The organism is Paenibacillus sp. PvR133 (genome assembly GCF_017833155.1).
In the GTDB taxonomy this organism is placed as follows: Bacteria; Bacillota; Bacilli; order Paenibacillales; family Paenibacillaceae; genus Paenibacillus; species Paenibacillus polymyxa_B.
On record NZ_JAFIBS010000001.1, the window covers coordinates 4,804,322 to 4,828,110 of the forward strand.

Below are 23,789 nucleotides of genomic sequence, written 5' to 3' on the forward strand. Positions count from 1 at the left end.
GCATATCTCCCCGCTTTCCTTCAAGTTTGTGTGTAAAGTTAACAAGTATTATATCACACTTTTTGACTGTGCTTAAACGCAGACAAGTCAAAACAGCTCTAAGGCAACTAATGATCACGCTTCATCAGGTAATCGGCTATCTCCAGCAAACGAGAAGAATCGGGAATACCGCTCTCTGTTATCACTTTTTTAGCAGATGCGGTGAGTTTCTCCACCTGCTGCAAAGATGCGTCCATACCAATGAAATACGGATAGGTAACCTTCTCCTGTTCAACATCACTTTGCGTTTTCTTACCCATTTTGCTCTCATCGCCTATGAGGTCCAGTATATCGTCCTGTATCTGAAAAGCCAGCCCCAAGTCTCGTCCAAAACGGCGAAGCGCCTCTAATTGACTCTTGTCCGCCCCACCAATCCGTCCACCTGCCAAGAGCGAGAAAATAATCAAATCAGCAGTTTTATGAAGATGGATATATTCCAGTTCCTCGATCCCCGTCATTCCTTGCTCGCCTGACATATCGGCAACCTGTCCGCCTACCATGCCCCGCGCGCCACTCATTTCGGACAAATCCTCGACAATGGACAATAGCGCATCGGATGAAACACCGTGACGCCGTCCTGCTTGCACAATGCTGTAAAAGGCATGGGTCAACAAAGCATCACCCGCAAGGACAGCAACCGCCTCGCCGTATACCTTATGATTCGTCAGCTTACCTCGCCGATAATCATCATCATCCATGGCTGGCAAGTCGTCATGAATGAGGGAGTACGTATGTACCATTTCTACCGCACATGCCACTGGCAGCGCAGCTTCCCTACTTCCACCGAATGCTTCAGCAGCAGCGATCACAAGCAGAGGCCGCAGCCGTTTTCCGCCTGCGGTAAGTGAGTAATTCATGGATTCTCGAAGAACAGCGGGAATGTTCCAATCGACCGGGAACTGCTCGATCAGTGCGGATGAAACTACATCCGTCGTCCCGGTCAAATATTCCTTGAACGACGGTCTATTCAAGCCCTTCACCGCCGTTTTCATCCAATCCACCGCCAAAAGGCTTCTTGCGCAAATCTCCATCCTCTTCCACGATCATTTCAATTTTACGTTCAACCTGCTCCAGCTTCTGACTGCAAAGCTGAGACAACTTCATCCCCCGCTGGAACAAATCAATGGCTTGCTCCAGAGGAACGTCTCCATGCTCCAGTTGTCCGACAATTTCTTCAAGAGCGGCCATAGCCGCTTCAAAATTCAATTCCGTTTCATTCGCCACCGTGCTTCGCGTCCTCCTTCATTCCCCATACTTGGCAGTCCAACTGCCCATCACTTACTTTAATCTTGATGGAATCTCCCGGCTGTACGTCTTTGAGCGACTTAATCAGCCGTTTCTCCTGCTCATCGTATACCAAGCTATAGCCTCGGGCCATGACTTTGAGTGGGCTCAGCGCATCCAGCTGACGAATTCCCGTGTGCAACTGCTGCCGTCCCGTTTTCGTAATAGCACGCATCGCAGACTCCAGCTGACGTTGCGCCATATCCGTCTGCTTGCGTGCCGAACGAATTTGTTCACGCGGATTAAACCGCTCTAGTACCTGACGCATACGTGCGTTCTTTTCTGCGTTCAAACGCGAACGGTTACCCGCTGCGCGAATCAGCCGCTGATGCAGCATGTCCATTCGCTCTGCATGCTGTAGCATATAACGGCGTGGGTGCAGCAGAACTGGTGAACGCTGAAGCCTCGCCAAGCGTTCACGGCTGGTTTCCAGCCGCTGCCGGAGGGCGTTGCGCAACCGTTGCTCACGTTGGAGCAGCTGATCCCGTAGCTCTGCCTGATTAGGCACAGCCAACTCGGCTGCTGCGGTTGGCGTTGCCGCACGCAAGTCAGCCACAAAATCGGCAATAGTAAAATCCGTTTCGTGTCCAACTGCCGAAATAACCGGAATGACCGATGCGTAAATGGCGCGCGCAACCGCTTCCTCATTAAAAGCCCACAGTTCTTCCAACGAGCCACCTCCCCGTCCGACGATCATCACCTGAACCTCTTGCATACGATTCATAGCTTCAATTGCCTTGATTATCGAGGGTGCGGCACCTTTTCCTTGTACGAGCACAGGATACAACACAATTCCAGCCTGCGGGTATCGCCGTTGAAGTGTCGTAATAATATCACGCACAGCCGCTCCGGTCGGTGACGTAATCACGCCAATGGTTGCCGGATGGGCAGGGAGATTACGCTTACGAGCAGTATCAAACAGTCCCTCTGCATCCAGCTTTTGCTTGAGCTGTTCGTAAGCCAGATAAAGGCTTCCTATGCCGTCAGGCTGCATTTGAGTTGCATAAAACTGATATTGTCCATCTCGTTCGTACACGGATACGTTTCCCCGGGCAATAACACGCGTACCTTCTTTCGGTACGAAAGGGAGCCGCTGATTATGGGTTGCAAACATAATCGAACGTATGCGACTCCCCTCATCCTTGAGCGTAAAGTACATGTGACCACTCGAATGATGCGTAAAATTAGAAATTTCCCCGCGTATCCATACATCAGACAGCACCTGATCCGATTCCAGCTTCATCCGGATATAACGATTCAGGTCCTTTATAGAGTAAATACGTTGTTCAGCCACAGGCAGCTGCCCTTATGCCAAACCGTGCGACCGCTTGGCCGCTACAAGCGTATTTTGCATCAGCATCGTAATTGTCATCGGGCCTACTCCGCCGGGAACAGGCGTAATCGGACCAGACACTTGCTTCACGCTCTCAAAATCAACGTCCCCCGCCAACTTTCCGTTCTCCAGACGGTTCATCCCCACATCTATCACTACCGCTCCGGGCTTCACGAACGAAGCATCAATAAAGTTGGCTTTGCCGATCGCAACGACTAAGATATCCGCTTGTCGACTTAGATCCGCGATATTCGCTGTACGGGAGTGGCACATCGTAACCGTAGCATTTTCACGCTGCAACAATAAAGACACTGGCTTGCCTACGATATTACTGCGACCAATAACTACCGCATGTTTACCAGCTATCTCCACTCCAGCACGCTTGATTAACTCAATGACTCCAGCAGGAGTACAAGGCAATAGACTATCGTCACCGATGACCAAATTTCCTACGTTCACCGGATGAAATCCATCCACATCCTTCTCCACTGCAATCGCGTCAATGACAGCTTTTTCATGAATATGCTTTGGCAACGGCAGTTGTACCAAAATTCCATGGATAGTACTTTGATGGTTCAGCTTGTCCACTAGTTCCAGTAATGCTTCCTGCGAAGTATCTGCTGCCAACCGGTGAACCTCTGAGTAATAGCCGAGATCATGGCACGCCTTTTCCTTGTTTTTAACATATACCTGCGAAGCGGGATCTTCGCCTACCAATACAACAGCCAGTCCCGGCTGAAACCGGTGCTCTTTCAGACGAATGACCTCTTGCTGAATGCTTGCGCGAATATCCTGAGAGATTTGTTTACCATCAATGATCGGTGCTGACATGTTTATCCACTCTCCAACCTGATTCAGTAGTCTCTACTTAAAAACGTGCTTTCAATTGCTCCAGTTCTTGAATCACTCGTCCCAGTACACCATTAACAAATTTACCGGATTCCTCGGTACCAAAGTGCTTCGACAACTCAATCGCTTCATTAACAGCTACCTTAGCTGGAACATCCTCACGGAAAATCATCTCATATGCCGCAAGTCTCAAAATTTGACGATCTACACGTGAAAGTCTGCTGATCTGCCAGCCTTTAAGATAATCCACCAACAGCCCATCAATGGCTTCCTTGTGCTCCCACGTACCCCGCACATGCTCCAAAACATACGCTCTTAACACTGCCGCGTTTTTAACGACAACTTCCGCTTCGTTTTCCTCAGCGGCTTCCTGAAGCAACATGTCTACGGCTGCTGCCGCATCCACTTCATTCATTTCCATATGGTACATACTCTGTACCGCTAATTCCCTCGCCAGACGTCTTTTCATGCCCTGCCTCCTACGCTTGCCTATATCTATTTTTCATTCTAACCAATTTCCACAAAAAAACCTGTGAACGCATCCTCCAAAACGTTGGGCGCAAAGAAGCTACAGCTCTATTTTGGAGAACACGTATCACAGGGTTCATTTAAAAGGACGCCAACGCTGCGACAACCAATCGCCCCATTCCTTCCAAGGGAGGAATGAACCAAGCGCTGAATCGCTACGTCTTCCTAGCGTATATCCGATGAACACCATCAATGCAAAGAACAACATATTCCAAAAGCCTGCCCACAAATAAATAAAACCGAAAAAAATACCAGCCGTGATCCCCATGATCCGGCCCTTGTAACTTCCCCATATTTCTTTCCAGGGCATCAGGGAAAATCACCTCTATTCCACACGACTCTTAAAGCTGGGTGACTGAGAAACATTGGCGATGTACACCGACACATTGGACACAGGAATTCCTGTAATTTCTTCCACATGATCGTGTACCCCCTTTTGTACCTCGGAGGTTAACACCGGAATGGAGCTTTCCCCGTCTACAACCGCCCGAATCGTAATATCAAGTCCCGATTCCAACACGCGAACGCGTGCTTTCAAATCCTGCATCCCGCGAAATCGGGAAGCTGCTTTGAGGCACAAATTTTCAATGGTGTCCACTGAAATCTGAATGTCACCATATTCCGTTCGTTGATCAATAGAATGCTGTACGGTTTGGTTCCGTCGAATAGAGATATAAAAAAAACGAAGACTCAATAACAACAGAACCCCTGCAATAATCAGGCTGGTAAACCACACCACTCGCTCATCCTCAATACTTAAAACATACGGAATGGCCCCGCTCAGGAGGAGGATGGCGAGAATGGAAATAATTCCGATACTTAAGCTGTACAAGAACAGCAGAAGTCTGTCCATAACTTTAGCCACGAAACGCACAGCCTCCTTAAATTAGAGTAAACCCTCGACCCATAAGGGTCGGGGGTTTGTACAAAGTATCGCTCTATTTAACCCGTCCGGCGCCCAGCACTTCCGGCTCTTCTACTTTTTCGGCACTTTTGAATTGAACATCATGAATTTGCACGTTCACTTCAACAACGTTAAGACCTGTCATGTTCTCAATCGAACGCTTAACATTATGCTGAATAGCAGCAGCCACCTCAGGCAGACGGTTACCGTACTCAATAATGACGGAGACGTCTACAGCAGCTTCACGCTGTCCGACTTCCACTTTTACACCTTTAGATAAATTTTTGCGGCCTAGCAATTCGGCAAACCCACCAGCAAATCCGCCACTCATTCCCGCAACGCCCGGTACCTCAACGGTAGCCAGTCCGGCAATGACTTCAATAACTTCTGGGGCAATTTGAATCTCCCCAATTTCTGTACGTTCGAATTCGGTTGGCACTGTGCTCATACCTTCAACACCTTTCGGTCAAAATAAGTTTCATTCCAGCTTTGGATTTCAAAGCAGACATGCTCACTTATTATCCATACTATATCATTTGGCGTTCATTATGACAAACTGAGGAAATATACCGATTAAACTTCGTTTTCCTCCAAAAATTTAATATCAAAATCGCCTTTAATAAAGGTAGGATGCTCTAGCAAGCGCTGATGAAAAGAAATCGTTGTGGGTATGCCCTCAATAGCAAACTCAGACAAAGCCCGCTTCATTTTGGCAATTGCATCTTGCCGTGTAGGTGCCCACACAATCAGCTTGGCGATCATAGAGTCATAATAAGGAGGAATGCTATAACCTGGATATGCTGCGCTGTCTACCCGTACTCCAGGACCGCCTGGAGGCAGATAAAATCCGATTTTACCCGGTGCAGGCATAAAATTACGATCTGGATCCTCAGCATTAATACGACACTCTATCGCCCAGCCATTGATGGTGACTTCTTCCTGCGTAAAGGAAAGCGGATGTCCTTCAGCGACAGAAATCATTTCCTTAATCAGGTCTACACCAGTAATCATTTCTGTTACTGGATGTTCTACCTGAATACGTGTATTCATTTCCATGAAATAGAAATTATTGTCCGGGCCAAGCAAAAATTCGAGAGTACCTGCACCAGAGTATTGAACGGCCAAAGCTGCACGAACAGCTGCCTGACCCATTTCTTCACGAACATCCTGCGATAGTACAGGACATGGTGCTTCCTCCAATAACTTCTGACGACGACGCTGCACAGAGCAGTCCCGTTCGCCCAAATGGGCAACATTACCATGCTTGTCCGCTATGATCTGTATTTCCACGTGTTTCATACCGGTCAAGTATTTTTCCAGGTAGACACCCGCATTGCCAAATGCTTTTTGCGCCTCCTGCTGAGCGGTAGTGATTTGCTGAATGAGGTTATCCTCATCTTCGGCGATACGAATACCTTTACCTCCGCCACCTGCTGTGGCCTTGATAATTATCGGATATCCGATATCACGTGCGATGCTGATCGCATCCTGCAAATCCTCAACCAGCCCGTCTGAACCCGGAATAACCGGAACTCCGGCATCCTTCATGGTCTGCTTGGCTACGGCCTTATCTCCCATTTTGTTAATGGCTTCAGGAGAAGGACCAATAAACGTAATATTACACGATTCGCAAATTTCAGCGAAGTCTGCGTTTTCCGCCAAAAATCCGTAACCTGGATGAATGGCATCACATTCAGTCAATGTAGCAACGCTCATCAGATTCGTAAAATTAAGGTAGCTGTCCTTAGATAGCGTCGGTCCGATACAGTAAGCCTCATCTGCGAGACGCACATGTAACGAATCCTTGTCAGCTTCCGAATATACGGCAACTGTCGAAATATTCATTTCGCGGCAAGCGCGAATGATACGAACCGCAATTTCTCCACGATTCGCAATCAATACTTTTTGAAATGTCATGACTTTATCCTCCCTGGGAGTAGTCTTGCCGAACCCTCAAAAGAGGGTTCAAACAAGCTTTTTACTCCGGTTTCACAAGGAACAATGGCTGGCCATACTCGACCAACTGTCCGTTTTCGGCCAAAATTTCCACAATTTCGCCCTTCACTTCAGCTTCCAGCTCGTTCATCAGCTTCATCGCTTCAATGATACATACCGTTGTTTTTTCGCCCACTTTGCTGCCGATACTCACATACGGAGCCGTATCCGGAGATGAAGAACTATAGAAAGTGCCTACCATCGGAGATACGATTTTATGTAGATTGCTTGCATATTCCCTCGATTCCCCAGCAGTTGCAAGTCCAACATCGGACTGTACTTGTGGATTTGGAATAACAGCTTGTGGTGCCACTGCATAAGCAGGTGTTGCCACAGGAGCCTGTACCGTAACGATCTCGCTTTTGCCCGGTTTCCGGATCAACAGGCGAGTTCCTTCATTTTCAATTTCAAGCTCATGCACAGACGTTTCATCCACCAGCTTGATCAATTCCTTAATCTCGCTTAATTTAAACATCTCTATTAATCACTCCTTCAGCATTTTGCCGGTTGCTGATAACATTGTTGAAACAGCTTTATGTATTATATCACAATCATTAAAAATAGAAAGAGCCCGGAATAATGCAGAAATCCGGGCTTTTTCGCGTTTTTTGTCTTATTGTGTAACATACTGGACACTGATCTTATCCTGCGTTACATTCAGTTCCTTCATGACTTTATCGACAATTGTTACCGCTTGCTTAGCATCCAATTTTTCACTTAGAACCACTACTTTGTATTTATCAGCATCTTCCTCACGGACGACCGCATTGGCGAACTGCTGCTGAAGCTCTTCTTCAATTCCAGTAATTTTAGCCTGCTTATCTTCAAGTACATGTAATTCCTTTTGAGCCTCAGCAGCTTTCTTTGGTGTGCTGTCGTTCATTGCGGTAGTCAGTTCATCATTTTTCTTCTGATTTTGCACATCCCGTTCCAGCAAATAGTTGTCAATCACAGCTGCTGCTGTAGGTTGGGCAGCTTGATCGGTTGCCACTTGATCCAGTACCTGCTGGTCGGTTTTGGCTGTAGAGGTTGCTTTGTCGTCACTTTGTGCTGTCGCGTCCGTCTTCGTCGCAGTTGTGTTTTGATCGGATGTCGCCGGTTCAGTAGTAGGGGCAGCTGCCGTATCTTTATCGCCTTTTGAGTTTTCCGTTGCTGGGTCAATTGTGGAAGCCGTATCCGACTTTGTAGAAGTTGCCGATGCTCCATCAGTTACTTCTCCATTCGTCACTACTTCATTTACCTTCAGTTCGTTCAATTGTTCCTCTGCCTTCGTCGTTGCTTCCTGTGCGGCATCCTGTTTAACCTTGTTCACTTGCTCACTATCGGCTACTGGTGGATTTGCAGGGCTCGAGTCCTCCGTAAACAAATAATACGCAGACAGCACGACCATTAAACTCAGCATGGACACCAGCCAAACGGTTTGTCTTTTATTATTCATGTTCCGTCCTCCATATTCATTAATGGTTTAAAATATAAACTTCTTTGTTCCTCAATTCCATATTATCCCTGCTTGCGCGGTACGACTGAAATTTTGTAGGAAGGTACATTTAGTCCCTTCTGTACAGCATCGACAATTAGCTGCTTCACTGTAGGGTTTTCTGCCCCCATAGCCACAACAAGCACTCCCCTCACCTGCGGTTTTACTTTTTTTGTCACAATCGGGGTGTGCTGACCACCTGATGACTCATAGGTGACAATCTCGCCATCACGTGTATATTGAGTAGTGTGCCGTTGTCCACCATTGGCGTCCGTCTCGTTGTTCTCTTCCTGCATATCTTTTACATTGCGTTGAACGATAACTTCTTCGGTGGAATCTACCGTAACCATGACATCGACGGTTCCTACGCCAACAATCTGCTCCAGCATCTGTTTCATATTGTCCTCAAAAACCTTCTCGATCCCGGCAAAGGAACTTTCTTCACCTGTTGTTGTCTCTAACGTAGGCTCATTTTTCATCACGCCAGGCGGCTCACGCCCTACGTTTTCTGGATCGACCTTTTTCACATTAACGAATGAATTAAAAAGCATGATCGCTACACCGATAAGGCCAAGTATAAGCAGCCAACGAAATGAGTTGAATCTTTTCGCCCCATCCGCCCCTCCACCCAGCCATCGCTCGAGCTTTTTCAGCCATTTGCTCATTTCTGCTCACCTCCTGTTACCATTCATGTGTTCCATCCTGCGAAGAAACCACCTGAACATTTTTGCTGTCTATCCCCCATTTTTCACGTAGAAGTCCTGTAATTAAGTCAAAAGCTTTCGTATCCGTTGGCTTTCCGTCCTCAGCAGTTTTATCAGGATTACGATCATCTTCTCGCGTTCCTTCATTAAAATCTGAAGTTTTTGTATGTGTCGGCTCCACACGAATATTCACTGTCTTTTCGGCCACAGGCTCCACCATAATCGGCTTAGCATCTGCACCAGGCGAGACGTCTGTGTTTTTCTTTTCTTTTTCTGGCTGCTGCTCCGCCAATTTGACCACTACCGACTGGACACCCGTTCCTGCCTCCAGCCCCGATTCCTTCTGTTGAATCTTTGCAAGGGTAACCTGGACCGACTGAATTGCTAACCCAGTATACTGTTCCAATTGTCCTTTCATTTCCTTAGCTACCTCTTTGCCAGCCCATTGCATGGAGCTTTGTTCTTGCTGTTGCTTTAACTGGCTGCCTTTTGCCAAAATCTCCTCCAATGTCGGTTCCCTCTTGCCTGTCTCAGCCTGACGTTGAAGATCCAATGCTCGCCCTAAAACCTCGGAGGGGCTGCTGCTCAGTAAGCGCACGACCGGAGACAGCAACGTCAGCAGAATAAGCAGGCTGAGAACGAGTTTGACATACCTTTCCATAGATCGGCTCGGTAAGATCATATCGACAAAAGAAGCCAGCAACACGATTAGCACCAGTTCCTTAAGCCAACCTCCCAGCCAGGTCACGTCACTCCCCTCCCCCCTTGTTGGTTTACGTACATTGGTTCACCTCATCATGACCGTCATATTTCCTGCTGCGAGCATGATTGTAATCGCAAGGAAGGACATTAACCCCACTGCCGCCAGTGCCGCGAAAACATAAATCATGCTCTTGCCGATCGCATCGAGACATTCCACGATAGGCGTATCACCCAAAGGCTGCATGATCGCTGCTGTCACTTTATAAATGAGAGCCAGTGTCAGAATCTTGAGAGCAGGAAATGCGCACAGGAACAAAATAATAATGACTCCTACCAGACCAATGGCATTTTTAACGAGCAGCGAAGCCGAAATGACTGTATCTGTCGCATCTGCCAACGCCTTGCCGACCACCGGAACAAAGCTACCTGTAATATATTTGGCTGTGCGGATCGTTAATCCGTCAGTAACTGACGATGTCAAGCCTTGTACCGAAATGACTCCTAGAAATATGGTCAGCAACACTCCCAGCACTGCTACTCCAGCGTTCCGCAACAGATCGGCTAGCTGGGTCAGTTTGTATTTGCCTGTCAGCGAGTTGACCAAGTACAGCACAGCCGAGAAAAACAGTAGCGGGAAAACCAGCGTATGAATGACTGTTCCGACTGTGTTGATCATAAATACAATCAGCGGGTGGGTCACCGAAACTGTTACGACGTTACCCATCGAGGCTAACATGGTAAACAACAAAGGCAACATTGCCATCATGAAGTGAATCATGCTATCAATCGCTTCTTTGGCATAACCAATCGCTACACTAAAGCTATTAATCGCCAGAATGATAATGACCATGTATACGATAGCGTAGGCCACTTTGCTGACCTGTTTGCTTTCAAAAGCACTTTGCAGCGTTTCCAGCACCATACTCATAATGCTGAGCATAACGATGGTGACGAGCAACTTGGCGTTTACTCGGATTTCATGGATGAAAAAATCAGCTATAGCGCTCAATACACCCTTTATGCTGAACCCTTCACCGCCTGGAAGCAGCATGTCCATGAAGGAAGGCGTTTTCTGATCAGGGAAAAATCCGCCGTATTGCTGCATGAGCCCGTCCCAATAATGTTCTACTTCATCTTTGGGCATTTGCTCTGCCTGCTGTCTGATCCATTCGTTTGTCGGTGTATCTGCAAAGAGGACCGCAGCTGAGGCACACCAGAGACATAGCAGCAACATTGCAATTACTTTGAGATTCGGCATGCCCCCTAGCCTTTTCATGGCATCACCCCCTCAGGCGGGCATCAGCTTCAGAATGGTATCAATAATAATGCTGATAATCGGGATTGCGAGCACCATAATGAGTACCTTTCCGGTAAGCTCAATTTTGGAAGCAATCCCGTCTTGTCCTGCATCCCGAACGATTTGCGCTCCAAATTCAGCAATATAAGCGATACCGATTATTTTCAATACGGTTTTAAAATAGATCATATCCATGCCTGAAGATCGGGCCAGTCGCTCCAGTACAGCAACCACAGATCCGATCTTGCCAATCAGCAGCAAAAAAATGACGATTCCCGCAGCTGTTGCAATCAAAAAGGCAAACATCGGCTTCTGTTCCTTAATGACTAAAATGAGGACTGTGGCAATGAGGGCGAAGCCCACCACCTGAATGATTTCCATGTGTCCACCTACTGAAAAAGAAAGATAGATTTGATCTCTTGCAGAAGGTTATCCAGCATTCGCACCACCATGAACAGGACCACGACGAAACCAATGACCGTTACCCAGTGGGCCATGTCTTCTTTGCCCATTTGCTTTAATACGGTATGAATCATAGCGATAATAATGCCAATTCCGGCAATCTGGAAAATTGCGTTCACTTCTAAATTCATTCGAGCACCCCGCTAATAGATCAAAATGACGATCAATGCTCCGATCAGCAGTCCCAGGCTCCTGCTCATACGCTCGTACCTCACCTGATCTGCCTGCGCCTGCGCTTCCTCATGGGATAACTGTTGGATGGTCAGCGCAATGTGCTTGATCTGGTCTTCACGGTCGCTGGTTCCAAGACTGTAAGCAAGCTGCCGCATCGCTTCCTTCTCGGCTTGCTTCATAGAGGAACGGCTCCACGAGTCTTCAATAGCTTTATGCAAGCTTTCTCTGGCAGTCAGGCCAAAAGAGGGGTGCATCCAGCGTGAGGCTTGCTGAAACAGAGTGCGCAGCGGCTCTCGCAAGGGCTCTCCTGTCTTGGCGAAAGCATCTGGTAGCGGAGACACCCCGTAGGAAACCTCGGTGGTCAATCTTTGCAGCGCAAGAATCAACTCCCTGATTTGCCGCGGCCTCATCGCAAACTGCCTTGCCCGCTGCCAGCCTGCCAGCGTAGCGGCCAGTATAACCAAGGCTGCACCCAGCAGCTTAAGCATAGGAGATGCCCCCATTCTGCCCTTCTCCAGGCAGTGTAAGCCTGCGCTGCTTGGCATCTGCCAGCCGAAATGAGACGCCCCGGCTCGTCCGCTCCAGCATGACGTAGAGTTGAAACAGCTCTTGTCCTGTAGTTAATCCAGCAAACGCAGACCGGGTCGCCATTTCAGCCACATCGCGACCATGTGCGGAAGCAATGACTGCAATGCCTGCATGAAGCGCTTCGCGCACCGCCTCCGCATCTTCCGGTCGTCCGATTTCATCAACAATGAGGACATCCGGTGACATCGAGCGGATCATCATCATCATGCCTTCTGCTTTCGGACATCCGTCCAATACATCGGTGCGAGGCCCGACATCAAAACCGGGGATACCTTTGTGACTACCAGCGATCTCAGAGCGTTCGTCTATAATGCCTACCTTGAGTCCATTCCGTCGCCCCCCGTTGCTTTCCATCCCTCCGTAACTGAGTTGCCGAGCCAAGTCCCTAAGCAGTGTCGTTTTGCCATGCTGAGGAGGGGACAAAATGAGGGTGTGCCGGATTTTCCCGGACATTCGATCTGCTACATAAGGCAATATCCGATCAGCTATGCCGGGAATTGCACGAGCAATTCTTACATTAAAGCTGCTTATATCCCTCAAATGCTCCACTCGTCCTCGGTTGAGCACGGTTCTCCCTGCCAAGCCAATACGATGACCGCCAGGGATCGTAATAAACCCTTTACGAAGCTCCTCTTCCATGGTATACAGGGAATGATTGCTGATAAAATCCAGCAGTCGGTGGGCATCCTCACGGTCAGGCTTATAGGCTTCCACATGGTTCAAAGTCAGCCGACCAGCAGACGTTACAAAATGATGATCACCATTTGCATTAATTTCCAACGGCCTTCCTTCCCTGACCCGGATTTCTTCCAGTTGCTTAAATACCGTTTCTGGAAGCCTTCCGAGTATACTGTGCAACGGTTCGGGAAATAACTCCAGCCATTCCATACCGATGCCGCCCCCTCACAGTTGTCCTTTTTCTTTAAGACAAGTCTATGGTTGACTCTCGCTTTTTATGCCGAAAATATATTGAAAACCTAGGCAAACTTTTGCTAACTCCTATCAACACTCAACAGACCTTTCTCCCGCTTGTTTAAGCACCATTCTCTAATTCGCACAAATAAAAAAGGGCCTCTCAAAGCCTTGTCAGCTAAGGGATACCCTTGGGTAGAAAAGATAGATTCAGCAAAAAAAGAGGCTGCCCCTCAGTCTAACTCTCACTGATGGAACAACCTCTTAACCTACTGCTATATTCTATGATTTATCAAACTATAAATAGAGGGCCTGTATCAACCTTTACCTATCATAAGCATCGTTCACATTAGACATATTCAGTGTCTAGATCTCACGTTGCAGTTATTAACGACGGTCCTGCGGTCCACCCACAAACGCTTGCTCCTCGGTGTCCAGGTTATAAGCTGTATGCAACGCCTGAATAACCTCATGAAGTTTACCCGCTTCAATTACACACGATACTTTGATCTCAGATGTGCTTACCATTTTAATGCTAACGCCTTGCTCTGCCAGTACGGCAAACATTTGCGCAGCAACACCCGGATGGCTAACCATTCCTGCACCTACAATGGACACCTTCACCAGGTTTTCCTCAGACGTTACTTCACGGTACGGAAGCTCTCCACGAATACCTTCCAGCGTCTTCAGTGCTGCTTCACGATCCGTCAGAGCTACTGTAAAGGAGAAATCCGCTTTACCAGCTTCAACCCCGCTCTGTACAATAATGTCTACATCAATTTTGGCTGCCGCCAGTGTTCCAAATACTTTCGCCAGTACACCGGGGATATCGGCGACGCCTAAAATACTGATTCTTGCTACATTTTTATCATATGCAATCCCACTGACTACAACACCTTGTTCCATTACTGCATCCTCCTTTACGACCGTTCCTTCATTATGGTTAAAACTGGACCGCACAATCAGCGGTACCCGGTTATGTTTGGCATATTCTACCGCACGAGGATGCAATACAGCTGCACCCAGATTAGCTAATTCCAGCATTTCATCATAAGAAATTTCTTTTAGCTTACGAGCAACCTTCACGATCCGTGGATCTGTTGAATATATGCCGTCCACATCCGTGTAAATTTCACAGGCGTCCGCTTGAATCGCCGCCGCCAGCGCAACCGCCGTCGTATCAGATCCACCACGTCCCAGCGTCGTAATGTCTCCCTCTGCAGACATCCCTTGGAAACCAGCTACAACAACGATCTTGTTGCTGCTCAGTGCATCCAGCACACGCTGAGGTTGAATATCCGTAATCCGTGCTCGACCAAAGTCAGATTCAGTACGGAAACCAGCCTGCCATCCCGTAAACGATACCGCTTCATGACCCAACTGCTGAATAGCCATCGACAACAAGGCGATTGAAATTTGTTCACCTGTCGTCATCAACATATCCAGCTCACGTGCAGGCAACTGCTCATTCAACAATTTGGCCTGGTCAATCAGTTCGTCTGTCGTGTCTCCCATTGCGGAAACGACCACTACACATTGATGCCCTTCACTCTGTTTCTCCACAACGCGTTTTGCCACGCGTTTCATGCGCTCCGTGTCACCGACGGAACTGCCTCCGAATTTCATGACATACAAAGACAACGATATTCACTCCCTCAGACTCAACAGTATGTAACCTTGAGATGGCACCAAACGACTTGAACGTGACATCCTGCGGCATAACTTTAGTACAGTATAATACGAAAGTGCTGTACGGAGCCATTGTTTTTTAATATTAGTGCTTATAAAAATATCCCCTGCCCTTAACAAGGACAGAGGAAATCTAAAAGCTGCAAAATTTATGCGCGGGAAATGTATTTACCATCGCGTGTATCAATCAGCAATACATCGTCCTGGTTGATAAACAATGGAACCTGAACGTTCAGTCCTGTTTCAACTTTTGCATTTTTAGTAGCACCCGTAGCGGTGTTACCTTTAATACCCGGCTCAGTGTCAATAACCTTCAGCTCTACGCTGTTAGGCAGGTTAATCCCGAGAATTTCACCATTATAGCTAATGATGTTTACATTCATGTTTTCTTGCAGGAAGTTAAGTTCCCATTTCAGTTGGTCACTTGAAAGTGTGAATTGATCATATGTTTCATTATCCATGAATGTATGCTCGTCTGCGCTCGCATAGAGGTAAGACACACCACGGTTTTCAATTTGCGCGCGGCCGATCGTTTCACCCGCACGGAATGTACGTTCAACAGTGTTGCCGTTACGCAGGTTTTTAAGCTTGGAGCGCACGAATGCCGCACCTTTACCCGGTTTTACGTGTTGGAAATCCAGCACCGTAAAAATATCTCCGTCTACCTCGACGGTCAATCCTGTTTTAAAATCATTAACGTTAATCACTAAAATACCCCTCCTACAGGACTGTTATCGTTATTAAACGACTGTAAATTCTTTGCTCGAATGTGTTAATACCTTGATGCCGCTATCTGTAATAACGATATCATCCTCGATCCGTACACCGCCCAATCCAGGCACATAAATACCTGGCTCGACCGTTACCACCATGCCCGGCTCCAGAATATCATCGCTTGCCTTAGACAGGCGTGTAGATTCATGTACTTCCAGACCCAGACCATGACCTGTACTGTGCCCGAAATTGTCTCCATAGCCATGGCCAGCAATAATATCCCGGGTCAGTGCATCCGCTTCACGGCCTGTCATGCCCGGCTTAATATGTTCGAGTGCGTGAAGCTGCGCCTTAAGCACAATATCGTAGATTTCACGCAACTGGGGCGCCAAATCCCCTTGTGTAGCCACTGTACGTGTCAAATCGGAGCAGTAGCCATCCAGCAACGCACCAAAATCAAACGTAATTAGCTCGCCTGCTTGTACTAACTTAGCACTGGCTACGCCATGTGGCAATGCCGAACGAACCCCGGAAGCCACAATTGTGTCAAATGAAGAGGATGTAGCTCCCTGCTTGCGCATGAAGAATTCCATTTCCAGATCCAGCTCACGCTCGCTGACACCCGGCTTGATGTAAGGTAAAATGTGTGCAAATGTAGCATCTGCCAAATCCGCTGCCCGCTGCATCACTTCCAGCTCTTCTGCATCCTTGTACACCCGTAGCTTCTCCACAATGCCCGACACCGGAACCAGTGAAATAGGTGACAAATCTTCGCTATAAGCTTTATGCGTCGCAACAGTTACAGCGTCTTGCTCGAAGCCTGTTTCGCTGATCTGATGGGAAGACAGCAATTCTTTCACCGTTTCCATGACCTGTGCAGCGTGCTGCACCACCGTGAAGCCTTCGGCTTGTTCGGTCGCTTGTGTCATATAGCGAAAGTCAGTCAGCAAATAGCTATGGGATTCCGTAATCAGCACATAACCCGCCGAACCTGTGAAGCCTGTCAAATATCGACGATTGACAGGGCTAGTAATCAGCATAGCCCGCAGATTATGCTCGCCCAGCGCCTGCCGCAGCTTTAACACCCGGTCATTCTTCATCTTTCATTCCGCTCCCCTCTGTCAAATAACCAAATGCTATTTTAACACAGGGGATAGGCGCTTGAGAAGTTTTTGTTACGTTCAGCCCTCAGCTTTCTCAGGCTCGCGCTTTCTTTCATCCGTATACTCGACAGCAACGGTATATCCGATAAATAGTCCCCACAGTATAAACACACAAATTTCCGTATATAAGGAATTCCATGTTAACCGATCAGGAGCATTCATCATTCCTAGCTTAGGACCTGTTAATACAAATAAAACAACCCACCAAATCAGACCATACACAATTCCGGGTATAGGACCCTTAAATCTGCGCAGCAACAGAGTGTACACCAGTGAAGCTACGACGGATAATCCAATAAAAAAAAGTAGCCCTACCAGATGTCCCGCCATGGTGTTCATAAACGAATGCTTGAAAAAAGGCTCCGCGAGAAAGCCAGGCGCTACTACCGTAAAATGCAACTTATAAAACAGCCAGCGCAGCAATCCCCAGAGTAAACCCGCAAAAAAACCCAACTCAAGTGCAAAAGGAATGAGAGGCGTATGTATTTTGCCTGACTGCTGCCTGCCTCTACCACTGTCGTTATGATGACGTTGATCCTGAGATCCGCGAGACTGCTCCTGTTCATGTCCTATCTTGGGTATAGAGTAGGTTTCACTCATGTTGTTTAATCCCCTTTCAATATGCAAACTTTTCCCATCGTAAAGACAATTGCAATCGGAAATGCATGTACGTCCATCGGATTCTGCATTCCATTTTGCTAGGTAGTATGCTCCAAGGGGGAATAGTTTAACAATGAACAGGAAGGCTGAATAATGGCAGCTTTCCAATTGAGGGTACGGACCCGTTTTTTACATTGACAAAATTTCAATCCTCTATCATAATATAATGATGAAAATGATAATCATTATCATTTCCTAAAAACATATATACGGGAGAACGCTTCTATGAAAAAGGGATTAATCGGGATTTTATTGTTAATGGTTTTTACGCTCACTCTGGCAGGTTGCGGAGCAGCCGACAAAGCATCGGATAAAGATCAGACAGCCACGTCGGGTAGCAAACCGACTGACACAGCGACTGGTCCTGTGACGGTAAAGCATAATCGTGGTGAGGTCACGCTCAACAAGCCCGCACAGCGTGTCGTAGTGCTGGAATGGACATTTACAGAGGATTTGATTGCGCTGGGCGTTCAGCCGGTTGGTAATGCAGACAATGCCAACTACAAGGTGTACGTGACACCGGAGGCGGCTCTCGATAGTAGCGTGGTCGATGTCGGCACGCGTAACGAGCCGAATCTGGAAGCGATTGCTGCATTGAAGCCGGATCTGATCATTTCAAATGTTGATGGAAATGAGGCTATCTATGAGCAACTCAAGGCCATCGCTCCAACGATCGAATATAATCTGAACGATGGTAACGGCTACGATCATGATAAAATGGTAGAAATTTTTAATAGCATCGCAGGTGCTCTTGGAAAAGAAGACAAAGCTAAGCAGGTGCTTGCCGAACTGGATCAGCATTATGCTGAAGCCAAAGAAAAGCTCACCGCTGCTGGCAAGTCGGATTATCATTATATACTGACACAGGCTTTCACTTCGCAAAATGCGGCCAGCCTTCGTATGTTTTCAGATAACTCAGTCGTCGTGGCAACACTGGCGAAGATCGGCATGATTAACGATTGGAAACCGAGCAAAGTTGAACAGTATGGCTTTTCAACCGTAGGCATTGAAGCTCTGTCTGCCGTTCAGGACAGCAACTTTATCTATATTGTTCAGCCGGACGATAATGTTTTCGGCGCACCCATGAAAAAAAATTCGGTCTGGAATGGTCTAAATTTCGTTAAAGAAAAACGTACCTATTCACTGAGCGGTACGACATGGACATTTGGCGGCCCCCTCTCTTCAAAAGGGCTGGTTGACCAGGTTGTCGGGGCAATTACGCAATAAGTTGTCTCCAAATATTCATTCGGTTTTATAATGAGTAGCATTTATGTGAGCAGTCTGAGCTCCATAAATGCTTTTTTTATAAGCCTGTGGCATGAGCTTTCTCCACGATAAGAATTTCTACCTTCTCCTTTAAAAGCAGAATCTTAGCTTGGAGTGGCCTAATTACTACACTCAGTTTCATCTAACTAGATATTCCCTTCCAAATTCGATACAATATACAAAAAAGCATGTATTAAGAGAGGTGAGACGGTTGTCACAAGCATCCAAGCCTGTGAGCTACGGCGGTCAGGCAGTCATTGAAGGTGTCATGTTCGGCGGCAAGCGTGTCAATGTCACGGCAGTTCGCCGCAAAACTGGCGAAATCACATATTTGGAAGTACCACGCAAGGAGCAATCCTGGGTATCCAAATTCCGCAGAATTCCTTTATTGCGGGGGATTGTAAGCATCATCGACTCCAGCGCCAAGGGTACCAAGCATTTAAACTATTCAGCCGATGCGTATGCTGATGATGAAGTAGATCCGGAAGAACGCGCTGAGCAAAAGAAAAAAGAAGAATCTCGCTGGAGTCTGAGTATGATGATCGGTGTGGCGGCAGTCGGTATTTTGTCATTCCTGTTTGGCAAAATTGTATTGACTCTCGTTCCGGTTATTGTAGAGAATTTCCTATTCGGTAGCTTGTTTCACAGCCAAATTTTGCATAACCTCGCAGAAGGAGCTATTAAGCTGATTCTGCTACTGGCTTATTTGTGGGGTATTTCCCAAACTCCGTTAATTAAGCGACTGTTTCAATATCACGGCGCAGAGCATAAAGTAATTACAGCATTCGAAGCCGGGGAAGAACTAACCCCGGCCAATGTACAAAAATACAGCCGTCTGCATTACCGCTGCGGTAGTAGCTTTATTATGCTGACCGTGATCATCGGAGTACTTGTCTATTCCCTATTTACCTACGATAATCTGTGGGAGCGCATGGGGCAACGGCTTCTACTGCTTCCGATCGTACTGGGGCTTTCTTTTGAATTTCTCAAGCTGACCAATGCTCTTCGTGAAATTCCGGTACTTCGTTATTTAGGTTACCCCGGTCTGTGGCTGCAACTACTTACCACCAAAGAACCGACTGATGATCAAGTGGAGGTATCCATTGCCTCATTTAAGCGTATGCTTGAATTGGATGCTGAGTTGGAAAACGTACCTGTAAAGGAGACCTTCAACAGTCCGGTCCTTGATCCTGTGAAAGGATGAGTGAATAATGAACAGACATGCCGTTATTTTCTGGCTTACCCTTGCTTTGGGTGCATATGGGATTGTGGATATGCTATGGAGAGGAAGCTGGGGCTTTCTCATGAGTTTACTAATTCCCGTCCTTGTTTTTGCAGTTATATTTCTGCTATACAAATACCTGCCAGGGCAACGCAATCGTACTCCCAAAATCAAACCCTCTGTGCGCACCATGGCCAAAACAGCCAACGCACGTAAGCAGCAGACTACAGGCAAGCGCAAAGCGTATCCTTTTCATGTAATTGAAGGTTCCAAGGGCAAAAATGAAGAAGAACAACCTAAATATCATTAATGATAATCATCCTTTAAAATGTAGCACAAAGGAGCCATCACCCGCGTATTCAAATATGACCGGGAAGAGGCTCCTTTTTTACACCCTTTTAAATTAACTTTAACTGCGAGTTAGTGTTTATTTCATAGCGTACATGGTATCCTTCATCAATTGGTACTTGCTATACTGCTGCTGGTAAGAAGTGATGCTCCATTTGTGGAAAAAAGCATCCCCTGCCTGCACACCGGAAGCATACAACAAATCACTTTGCTCTGTAGAAATGTTAAATTGTGCAGTGCGGATACCCAATGTTGGAATTTTAATCGTCCGATACCGATTCTCCTGCTCAATATATCGTTCATCGTGTGCTGATAGCATGGTATCAAAAATAGCCTGCAGCATGGTCAATGGACCCCGTATATAAGAAACTTTGGTCTCCGTCCCCGTTTTGCCCACCATTTGAAACCCTACCGTTGGAATCGTTTTGGCCTCACGTTCATTTACAGGCTCATCAAAAAGCCACAACGGCAAATTGCTTAGTAAAGCCCCATCAACTACAAATACAAATTGCTGAGAAAAAGTCTTTCCCTTGGCAAGTGCAGAATCAAGCCTTAACATAACGGGATCAAAAAAATAAGGGATACTTGTGCTCATCCGAATGGCTTTAGCTACCTCCAGTGAAGAGGGATTGATACCAAAACGTTTGATATCCTCAGGAAGTACCAGAATGCGTCCATTCGTGATATCTGATGCAATAATGCGCAGTTTGCCAGGAGGTAAATCCGCGAACGTACGCACTCCCTTAGCTCGTAACAGCTCACGTACCCAGTGCTCCAGTGCCTCCCCTGAGTAGAGCCCTTTTTTAAGAAAGATACGAGCTGCTGGTCCAACCCACTTAATATTGAACACTGGAGAACGTCGTAACAACTTGACCAAGGGGGTTTTCTCAATTACGGCTTTCATTTCATCCGCAGAGTATCCCGCAGCCAATAAAGCAGCTACAATAGCACCTGATGATGTACCTGCCAAACGATTGAATACAATTCCATGCTCCTCCGCAGCCTTAACTGCACCCGCCAGCGAAATTCCCTTAACCCCTCCACCCTGGAACACAGCATTGATCAGCATAGATCAAAAAACCTCCGTTCTCTTGGGAGTAAGCAGTTCTACTGCTTATGTATGAGAACGGAGGCCCAAATAGAACCTATATGATCCAATTTATATCACATTTGATAATAATTTTGAAGAAGCTGAATGAGTCCGTATGGATTTTTACGCAAATGCTGTGCACTAAAGTAAATATCCCCTTTGACCTGTTTATAATCTTCGTTCAGTTCAAGCTGCTTAATTAGCTCTTGAGCCGTTTGCCAGCCCTTTTCAGGGGTGCCGATCTTATAAGGAGAATGACCGATATACAGCTTAACATCTGAGTTTTTGACCTCATTGGACCACCATGCGACAAGCTTGTCATATCCCGCCGCCGGGAAACCGATACTCCAGTAAATTTGTGGAGCTACATAATCAATCCATTCTTTGTTAATCCAGGTTCTTACATCCGCAAACGTCGTATCATACGCTGTAACGCCTGCCTTCGTGTCTGAACCCGTTAAGTCCTGAGATTTGTTACGCCATACCCCAAATGGACTAATCCCGAATTGAACTTTTGACTTGCTGGCATGAATGCTTTTGCCCAAATCTCGAACAAAACTGTTCACATTATCTCTCCGCCAGTCGCCCTTGCTAGAGATTTTGTTGGCATTATATGCTTTGAAGGTCGCATCATCATCAAAAGTCCCGCTGTAAGGATAAAAATAATCGTCCAAATGGACGCCGTCAATGTCATATCCGTTCACGACCTCCATAATCGCCGTAATGACATGCTGACGTGCAGCCGGAATTCCTGGATTGATGTACAATTGGCTACCATTCTTAACAATCCAGTCTGGATGTTGATTAGCCACATGATTTGCAGCCAAGCCGCTGGTTGTTCCTGTAGAATTCGCACGGAATGGATTAAACCAGGCATGGAACTCCATCCCTCGCTTGTGCGATTCGCTAATCATAAATTTCAAGGGATCATAGCCTGGATTTTTACCTTGGGTGTTGGTCAAATACTTGCTCCATGGTACGAGACTCGACGGATAGAGCGCGTCGCCGCTGGCACGAACCTGAACAAATACCGCATTGATGCCCATCCCCTGCAAATCATCGAGCATTTTAGTAAACTCCTGCTTTTGCTTCTCGGAGCTGCTTCGGGCAGCAGAAGAAGGCCAATCACCATTAATGGTAGAAATCCATGCCCCACGCATGGAGGTTGAAGCCTTTACCTGAACAACATTTGCCTGTGAAGAACTTGAACCGTCCTCACTAGTAGACGTTGACGGTGAAGTGACAACCGCCTGCTCATCATCGATGGCTCCCTGATCTGTACTTACACTCTCCTGATTACCAGATGCAGACGTATCTGATATGGAGCCGCTGCTTCCCGCAGAAGTGTTCCCGCCAGTAGAGACACCTTCCTTACCACTGCTTAACGTAATGACTCGCTCTGAAGCTTGCCAATCCACTTTTAATCCCAACTCTTCCCCAACAAAACGCAGAGGCACCATGACTCTCCCGCTTGTCATACGGGCAGATGCATCCAGTCGAACTGACTTGCCATCCACCGTAGCGCTTTGTGCACCGTTCTCCATAGTTATATTTTTGTTCTGTGCTGTAATCGTTACCGTACCGGACGATTCCGACCAGTTGACCTGAGCGCCCAATCCCTCACTAATCACTCGCAAAGGAACCATCGTAACATTGGCTCCCTGTACAATATACGGTGACGCGTCACTTTGCAGGGACTGTCCGTCCAATATAATTTCAATATTACCAGTTGGAGCTGCTTGAACTCCAGGAACGATGGCAGTCTGCACTGCTAAGAGTAGGCCAGCAGCCAATGCCACTATTTTCTTTCGATTCATATTATTACAATCCTCCGCTAACCCTGTTAATTTTAACCCCTATCTTGTCCTGCTATATAATGGATAGACGCTAATAACCGGATATTTGTTGCGGTCGGGACAAATAAAAAAGCATCGTCCGTAAGGACAGATGCTTTTAGGAATCTCCACTCAATTCCTTGTGTATGTCATGAAGCTGGCGCAAGCGATCTTCATCCCGACGAAAATACTCAACCAATGTTTCGATACGGGTGATGGAATCCCAGCTCAAATGATGCTCAATACCTTCCACATCTTTATATATTAGGTCCTTGTCAACCCCAATCATATCCAGAAATTGCTCTAATAACTGATGGCGATCAACCAACCGTTTGCCGACCTTTTTCCCTTTCGGTGTCAAAATCAGTCCCCGATACTTCTCATATACAAGATAATCGTCCTTATCCAACTTCTGAATCATTTTGGTGACGGACGAAGGATGCACCTCTAACCCCTCTGCGATATCCGAGACACGAGCATAACCCTTCTCATCAATCAGTTGGTAAATGCGTTCCAAATAATCTTCCATGCTTGGCGTTGGCACTTGTTTCCCT

28 protein-coding genes are annotated in these 23,789 nt (G+C 47.0%); 3 read left to right on the forward strand and 25 right to left on the reverse strand.

Features of this window, described 5'->3' with window-relative positions; all coding sequences use genetic code 11:
• Positions 1-107: 107 nt before the first annotated feature.
• From JOE49_RS21090 to JOE49_RS21195, 22 genes are all read right to left on the reverse strand, one after another.
• Positions 108-1,031: a polyprenyl synthetase family protein gene (locus JOE49_RS21090; protein WP_068941553.1), complete on the reverse strand. Its 924-nt coding sequence runs from the start codon at positions 1,029-1,031 to the stop codon at positions 108-110.
• A complete protein-coding gene (gene xseB / locus JOE49_RS21095; RefSeq protein WP_013310814.1) occupies positions 1,003-1,263 on the reverse strand; it encodes an exodeoxyribonuclease VII small subunit in 261 nt (86 codons plus the stop codon). Before xseB ends, JOE49_RS21090 begins: the two co-directional genes overlap by 29 nt.
• A complete protein-coding gene (gene xseA, locus JOE49_RS21100; protein ID WP_023989246.1) occupies positions 1,253-2,617 on the reverse strand; it encodes an exodeoxyribonuclease VII large subunit in 1,365 nt (454 codons plus the stop codon). Before xseA ends, xseB begins: the two co-directional genes overlap by 11 nt.
• A gap of 12 nt (positions 2,618-2,629) precedes the next feature.
• On the reverse strand, positions 2,630-3,487 hold the full coding sequence (gene folD, locus JOE49_RS21105; protein ID WP_068941551.1) for a bifunctional methylenetetrahydrofolate dehydrogenase/methenyltetrahydrofolate cyclohydrolase FolD: 858 nt from the start codon (positions 3,485-3,487) through the stop codon (positions 2,630-2,632).
• A 37-nt stretch (positions 3,488-3,524) separates the two neighbouring features.
• Positions 3,525-3,974: a transcription antitermination factor NusB gene (nusB, locus tag JOE49_RS21110; RefSeq protein ID WP_013310817.1), complete on the reverse strand. Its 450-nt coding sequence runs from the start codon at positions 3,972-3,974 to the stop codon at positions 3,525-3,527.
• Positions 3,975-4,109: 135 nt separating this feature from the next.
• Positions 4,110-4,343 (reverse strand): DUF2273 domain-containing protein, encoded by a 234-nt coding sequence (locus JOE49_RS21115; protein WP_023989248.1) that lies wholly within the window; start codon positions 4,341-4,343, stop codon positions 4,110-4,112.
• 15 nt (positions 4,344-4,358) lie between these two features.
• The gene (gene amaP / locus JOE49_RS21120) at positions 4,359-4,898 is read right to left on the reverse strand and encodes an alkaline shock response membrane anchor protein AmaP (RefSeq protein WP_013310819.1); all 540 of its coding nucleotides are present in this window, start codon (positions 4,896-4,898) and stop codon (positions 4,359-4,361) included.
• A 73-nt stretch (positions 4,899-4,971) separates the two neighbouring features.
• Positions 4,972-5,385, reverse strand: a complete 414-nt coding sequence (locus JOE49_RS21125; RefSeq protein ID WP_028540595.1) for an Asp23/Gls24 family envelope stress response protein — start codon at positions 5,383-5,385, stop codon at positions 4,972-4,974.
• Positions 5,386-5,510: 125 nt separating this feature from the next.
• On the reverse strand, positions 5,511-6,854 hold the full coding sequence (accC, locus tag JOE49_RS21130; protein WP_209942730.1) for an acetyl-CoA carboxylase biotin carboxylase subunit: 1,344 nt from the start codon (positions 6,852-6,854) through the stop codon (positions 5,511-5,513).
• Positions 6,855-6,915: 61 nt separating this feature from the next.
• The gene (gene accB / locus JOE49_RS21135) at positions 6,916-7,407 is read right to left on the reverse strand and encodes an acetyl-CoA carboxylase biotin carboxyl carrier protein (RefSeq protein WP_023989251.1); all 492 of its coding nucleotides are present in this window, start codon (positions 7,405-7,407) and stop codon (positions 6,916-6,918) included.
• A 138-nt stretch (positions 7,408-7,545) separates the two neighbouring features.
• The gene (locus JOE49_RS21140; protein WP_209942732.1) at positions 7,546-8,370 is read right to left on the reverse strand and encodes a SpoIIIAH-like family protein; all 825 of its coding nucleotides are present in this window, start codon (positions 8,368-8,370) and stop codon (positions 7,546-7,548) included.
• Between the two features lie 62 nt (positions 8,371-8,432).
• A complete protein-coding gene (gene spoIIIAG, locus JOE49_RS21145) occupies positions 8,433-9,074 on the reverse strand; it encodes a stage III sporulation protein AG (protein ID WP_023989253.1) in 642 nt (213 codons plus the stop codon).
• Between the two features lie 16 nt (positions 9,075-9,090).
• Positions 9,091-9,861 carry a stage III sporulation protein AF gene (spoIIIAF, locus tag JOE49_RS21150; RefSeq protein ID WP_023989254.1) on the reverse strand — a complete coding sequence of 257 codons (771 nt, stop codon included), beginning with the start codon at positions 9,859-9,861 and terminating at the stop codon, positions 9,091-9,093.
• 39 nt (positions 9,862-9,900) lie between these two features.
• Positions 9,901-11,091: a stage III sporulation protein AE gene (gene spoIIIAE, locus JOE49_RS21155; protein WP_023989255.1), complete on the reverse strand. Its 1,191-nt coding sequence runs from the start codon at positions 11,089-11,091 to the stop codon at positions 9,901-9,903.
• Between the two features lie 12 nt (positions 11,092-11,103).
• On the reverse strand, positions 11,104-11,493 hold the full coding sequence (gene spoIIIAD / locus JOE49_RS21160) for a stage III sporulation protein AD (RefSeq protein WP_013310826.1): 390 nt from the start codon (positions 11,491-11,493) through the stop codon (positions 11,104-11,106).
• An 8-nt stretch (positions 11,494-11,501) separates the two neighbouring features.
• Positions 11,502-11,705, reverse strand: a complete 204-nt coding sequence (gene spoIIIAC, locus JOE49_RS21165) for a stage III sporulation protein AC (RefSeq protein WP_010345636.1) — start codon at positions 11,703-11,705, stop codon at positions 11,502-11,504.
• 12 nt (positions 11,706-11,717) lie between these two features.
• The gene (gene spoIIIAB, locus JOE49_RS21170) at positions 11,718-12,236 is read right to left on the reverse strand and encodes a stage III sporulation protein SpoIIIAB (RefSeq protein WP_029517252.1); all 519 of its coding nucleotides are present in this window, start codon (positions 12,234-12,236) and stop codon (positions 11,718-11,720) included.
• Entirely contained in the window at positions 12,229-13,224 is a 996-nt protein-coding gene (spoIIIAA, locus tag JOE49_RS21175) for a stage III sporulation protein AA (protein WP_209942734.1), read from the reverse strand. The genes spoIIIAB and spoIIIAA overlap by 8 nt, the downstream gene beginning before the upstream one ends.
• A gap of 411 nt (positions 13,225-13,635) precedes the next feature.
• Complete coding sequence (locus JOE49_RS21180) at positions 13,636-14,889, reverse strand: aspartate kinase (RefSeq protein ID WP_028540593.1); 1,254 nt, start codon at positions 14,887-14,889, stop codon at positions 13,636-13,638.
• Positions 14,890-15,086: 197 nt separating this feature from the next.
• Complete coding sequence (gene efp / locus JOE49_RS21185; protein ID WP_023989259.1) at positions 15,087-15,644, reverse strand: elongation factor P; 558 nt, start codon at positions 15,642-15,644, stop codon at positions 15,087-15,089.
• 33 nt (positions 15,645-15,677) lie between these two features.
• Entirely contained in the window at positions 15,678-16,751 is a 1,074-nt protein-coding gene (locus JOE49_RS21190; protein WP_053325698.1) for a M24 family metallopeptidase, read from the reverse strand.
• A gap of 81 nt (positions 16,752-16,832) precedes the next feature.
• Positions 16,833-17,414, reverse strand: coding sequence for a YqhR family membrane protein (locus JOE49_RS21195; RefSeq protein WP_023989261.1), 582 nt, complete (start codon positions 17,412-17,414; stop codon positions 16,833-16,835).
• Positions 17,415-17,699: 285 nt separating this feature from the next.
• On the opposite strand from JOE49_RS21195, the gene JOE49_RS21200 reads away from it, so the two are divergent.
• The 3 genes from JOE49_RS21200 to JOE49_RS21210 all read left to right on the forward strand — a co-directional run bounded on the left by JOE49_RS21200 (position 17,700) and on the right by JOE49_RS21210 (position 20,272).
• Positions 17,700-18,701, forward strand: a complete 1,002-nt coding sequence (locus tag JOE49_RS21200; RefSeq protein ID WP_209942737.1) for an ABC transporter substrate-binding protein — start codon at positions 17,700-17,702, stop codon at positions 18,699-18,701.
• Between the two features lie 250 nt (positions 18,702-18,951).
• Positions 18,952-19,944, forward strand: a complete 993-nt coding sequence (locus JOE49_RS21205; protein ID WP_071641501.1) for a DUF1385 domain-containing protein — start codon at positions 18,952-18,954, stop codon at positions 19,942-19,944.
• A 7-nt stretch (positions 19,945-19,951) separates the two neighbouring features.
• The gene (locus JOE49_RS21210; RefSeq protein ID WP_023989265.1) at positions 19,952-20,272 is read left to right on the forward strand and encodes a hypothetical protein; all 321 of its coding nucleotides are present in this window, start codon (positions 19,952-19,954) and stop codon (positions 20,270-20,272) included.
• 117 nt (positions 20,273-20,389) lie between these two features.
• Here the strand turns inward: JOE49_RS21210 and JOE49_RS21215 are convergent, their stop codons facing one another.
• The 3 genes from JOE49_RS21215 to mntR form a co-directional block, all read right to left on the reverse strand.
• Positions 20,390-21,379, reverse strand: a complete 990-nt coding sequence (locus JOE49_RS21215; RefSeq protein WP_023989266.1) for a patatin-like phospholipase family protein — start codon at positions 21,377-21,379, stop codon at positions 20,390-20,392.
• 95 nt (positions 21,380-21,474) lie between these two features.
• Positions 21,475-23,217 carry a family 10 glycosylhydrolase gene (locus JOE49_RS21220; protein WP_209942739.1) on the reverse strand — a complete coding sequence of 581 codons (1,743 nt, stop codon included), beginning with the start codon at positions 23,215-23,217 and terminating at the stop codon, positions 21,475-21,477.
• Between the two features lie 136 nt (positions 23,218-23,353).
• The gene (gene mntR / locus JOE49_RS21225; RefSeq protein ID WP_007430946.1) at positions 23,354-23,779 is read right to left on the reverse strand and encodes a transcriptional regulator MntR; all 426 of its coding nucleotides are present in this window, start codon (positions 23,777-23,779) and stop codon (positions 23,354-23,356) included.
• Positions 23,780-23,789: the final 10 nt, after the last annotated feature.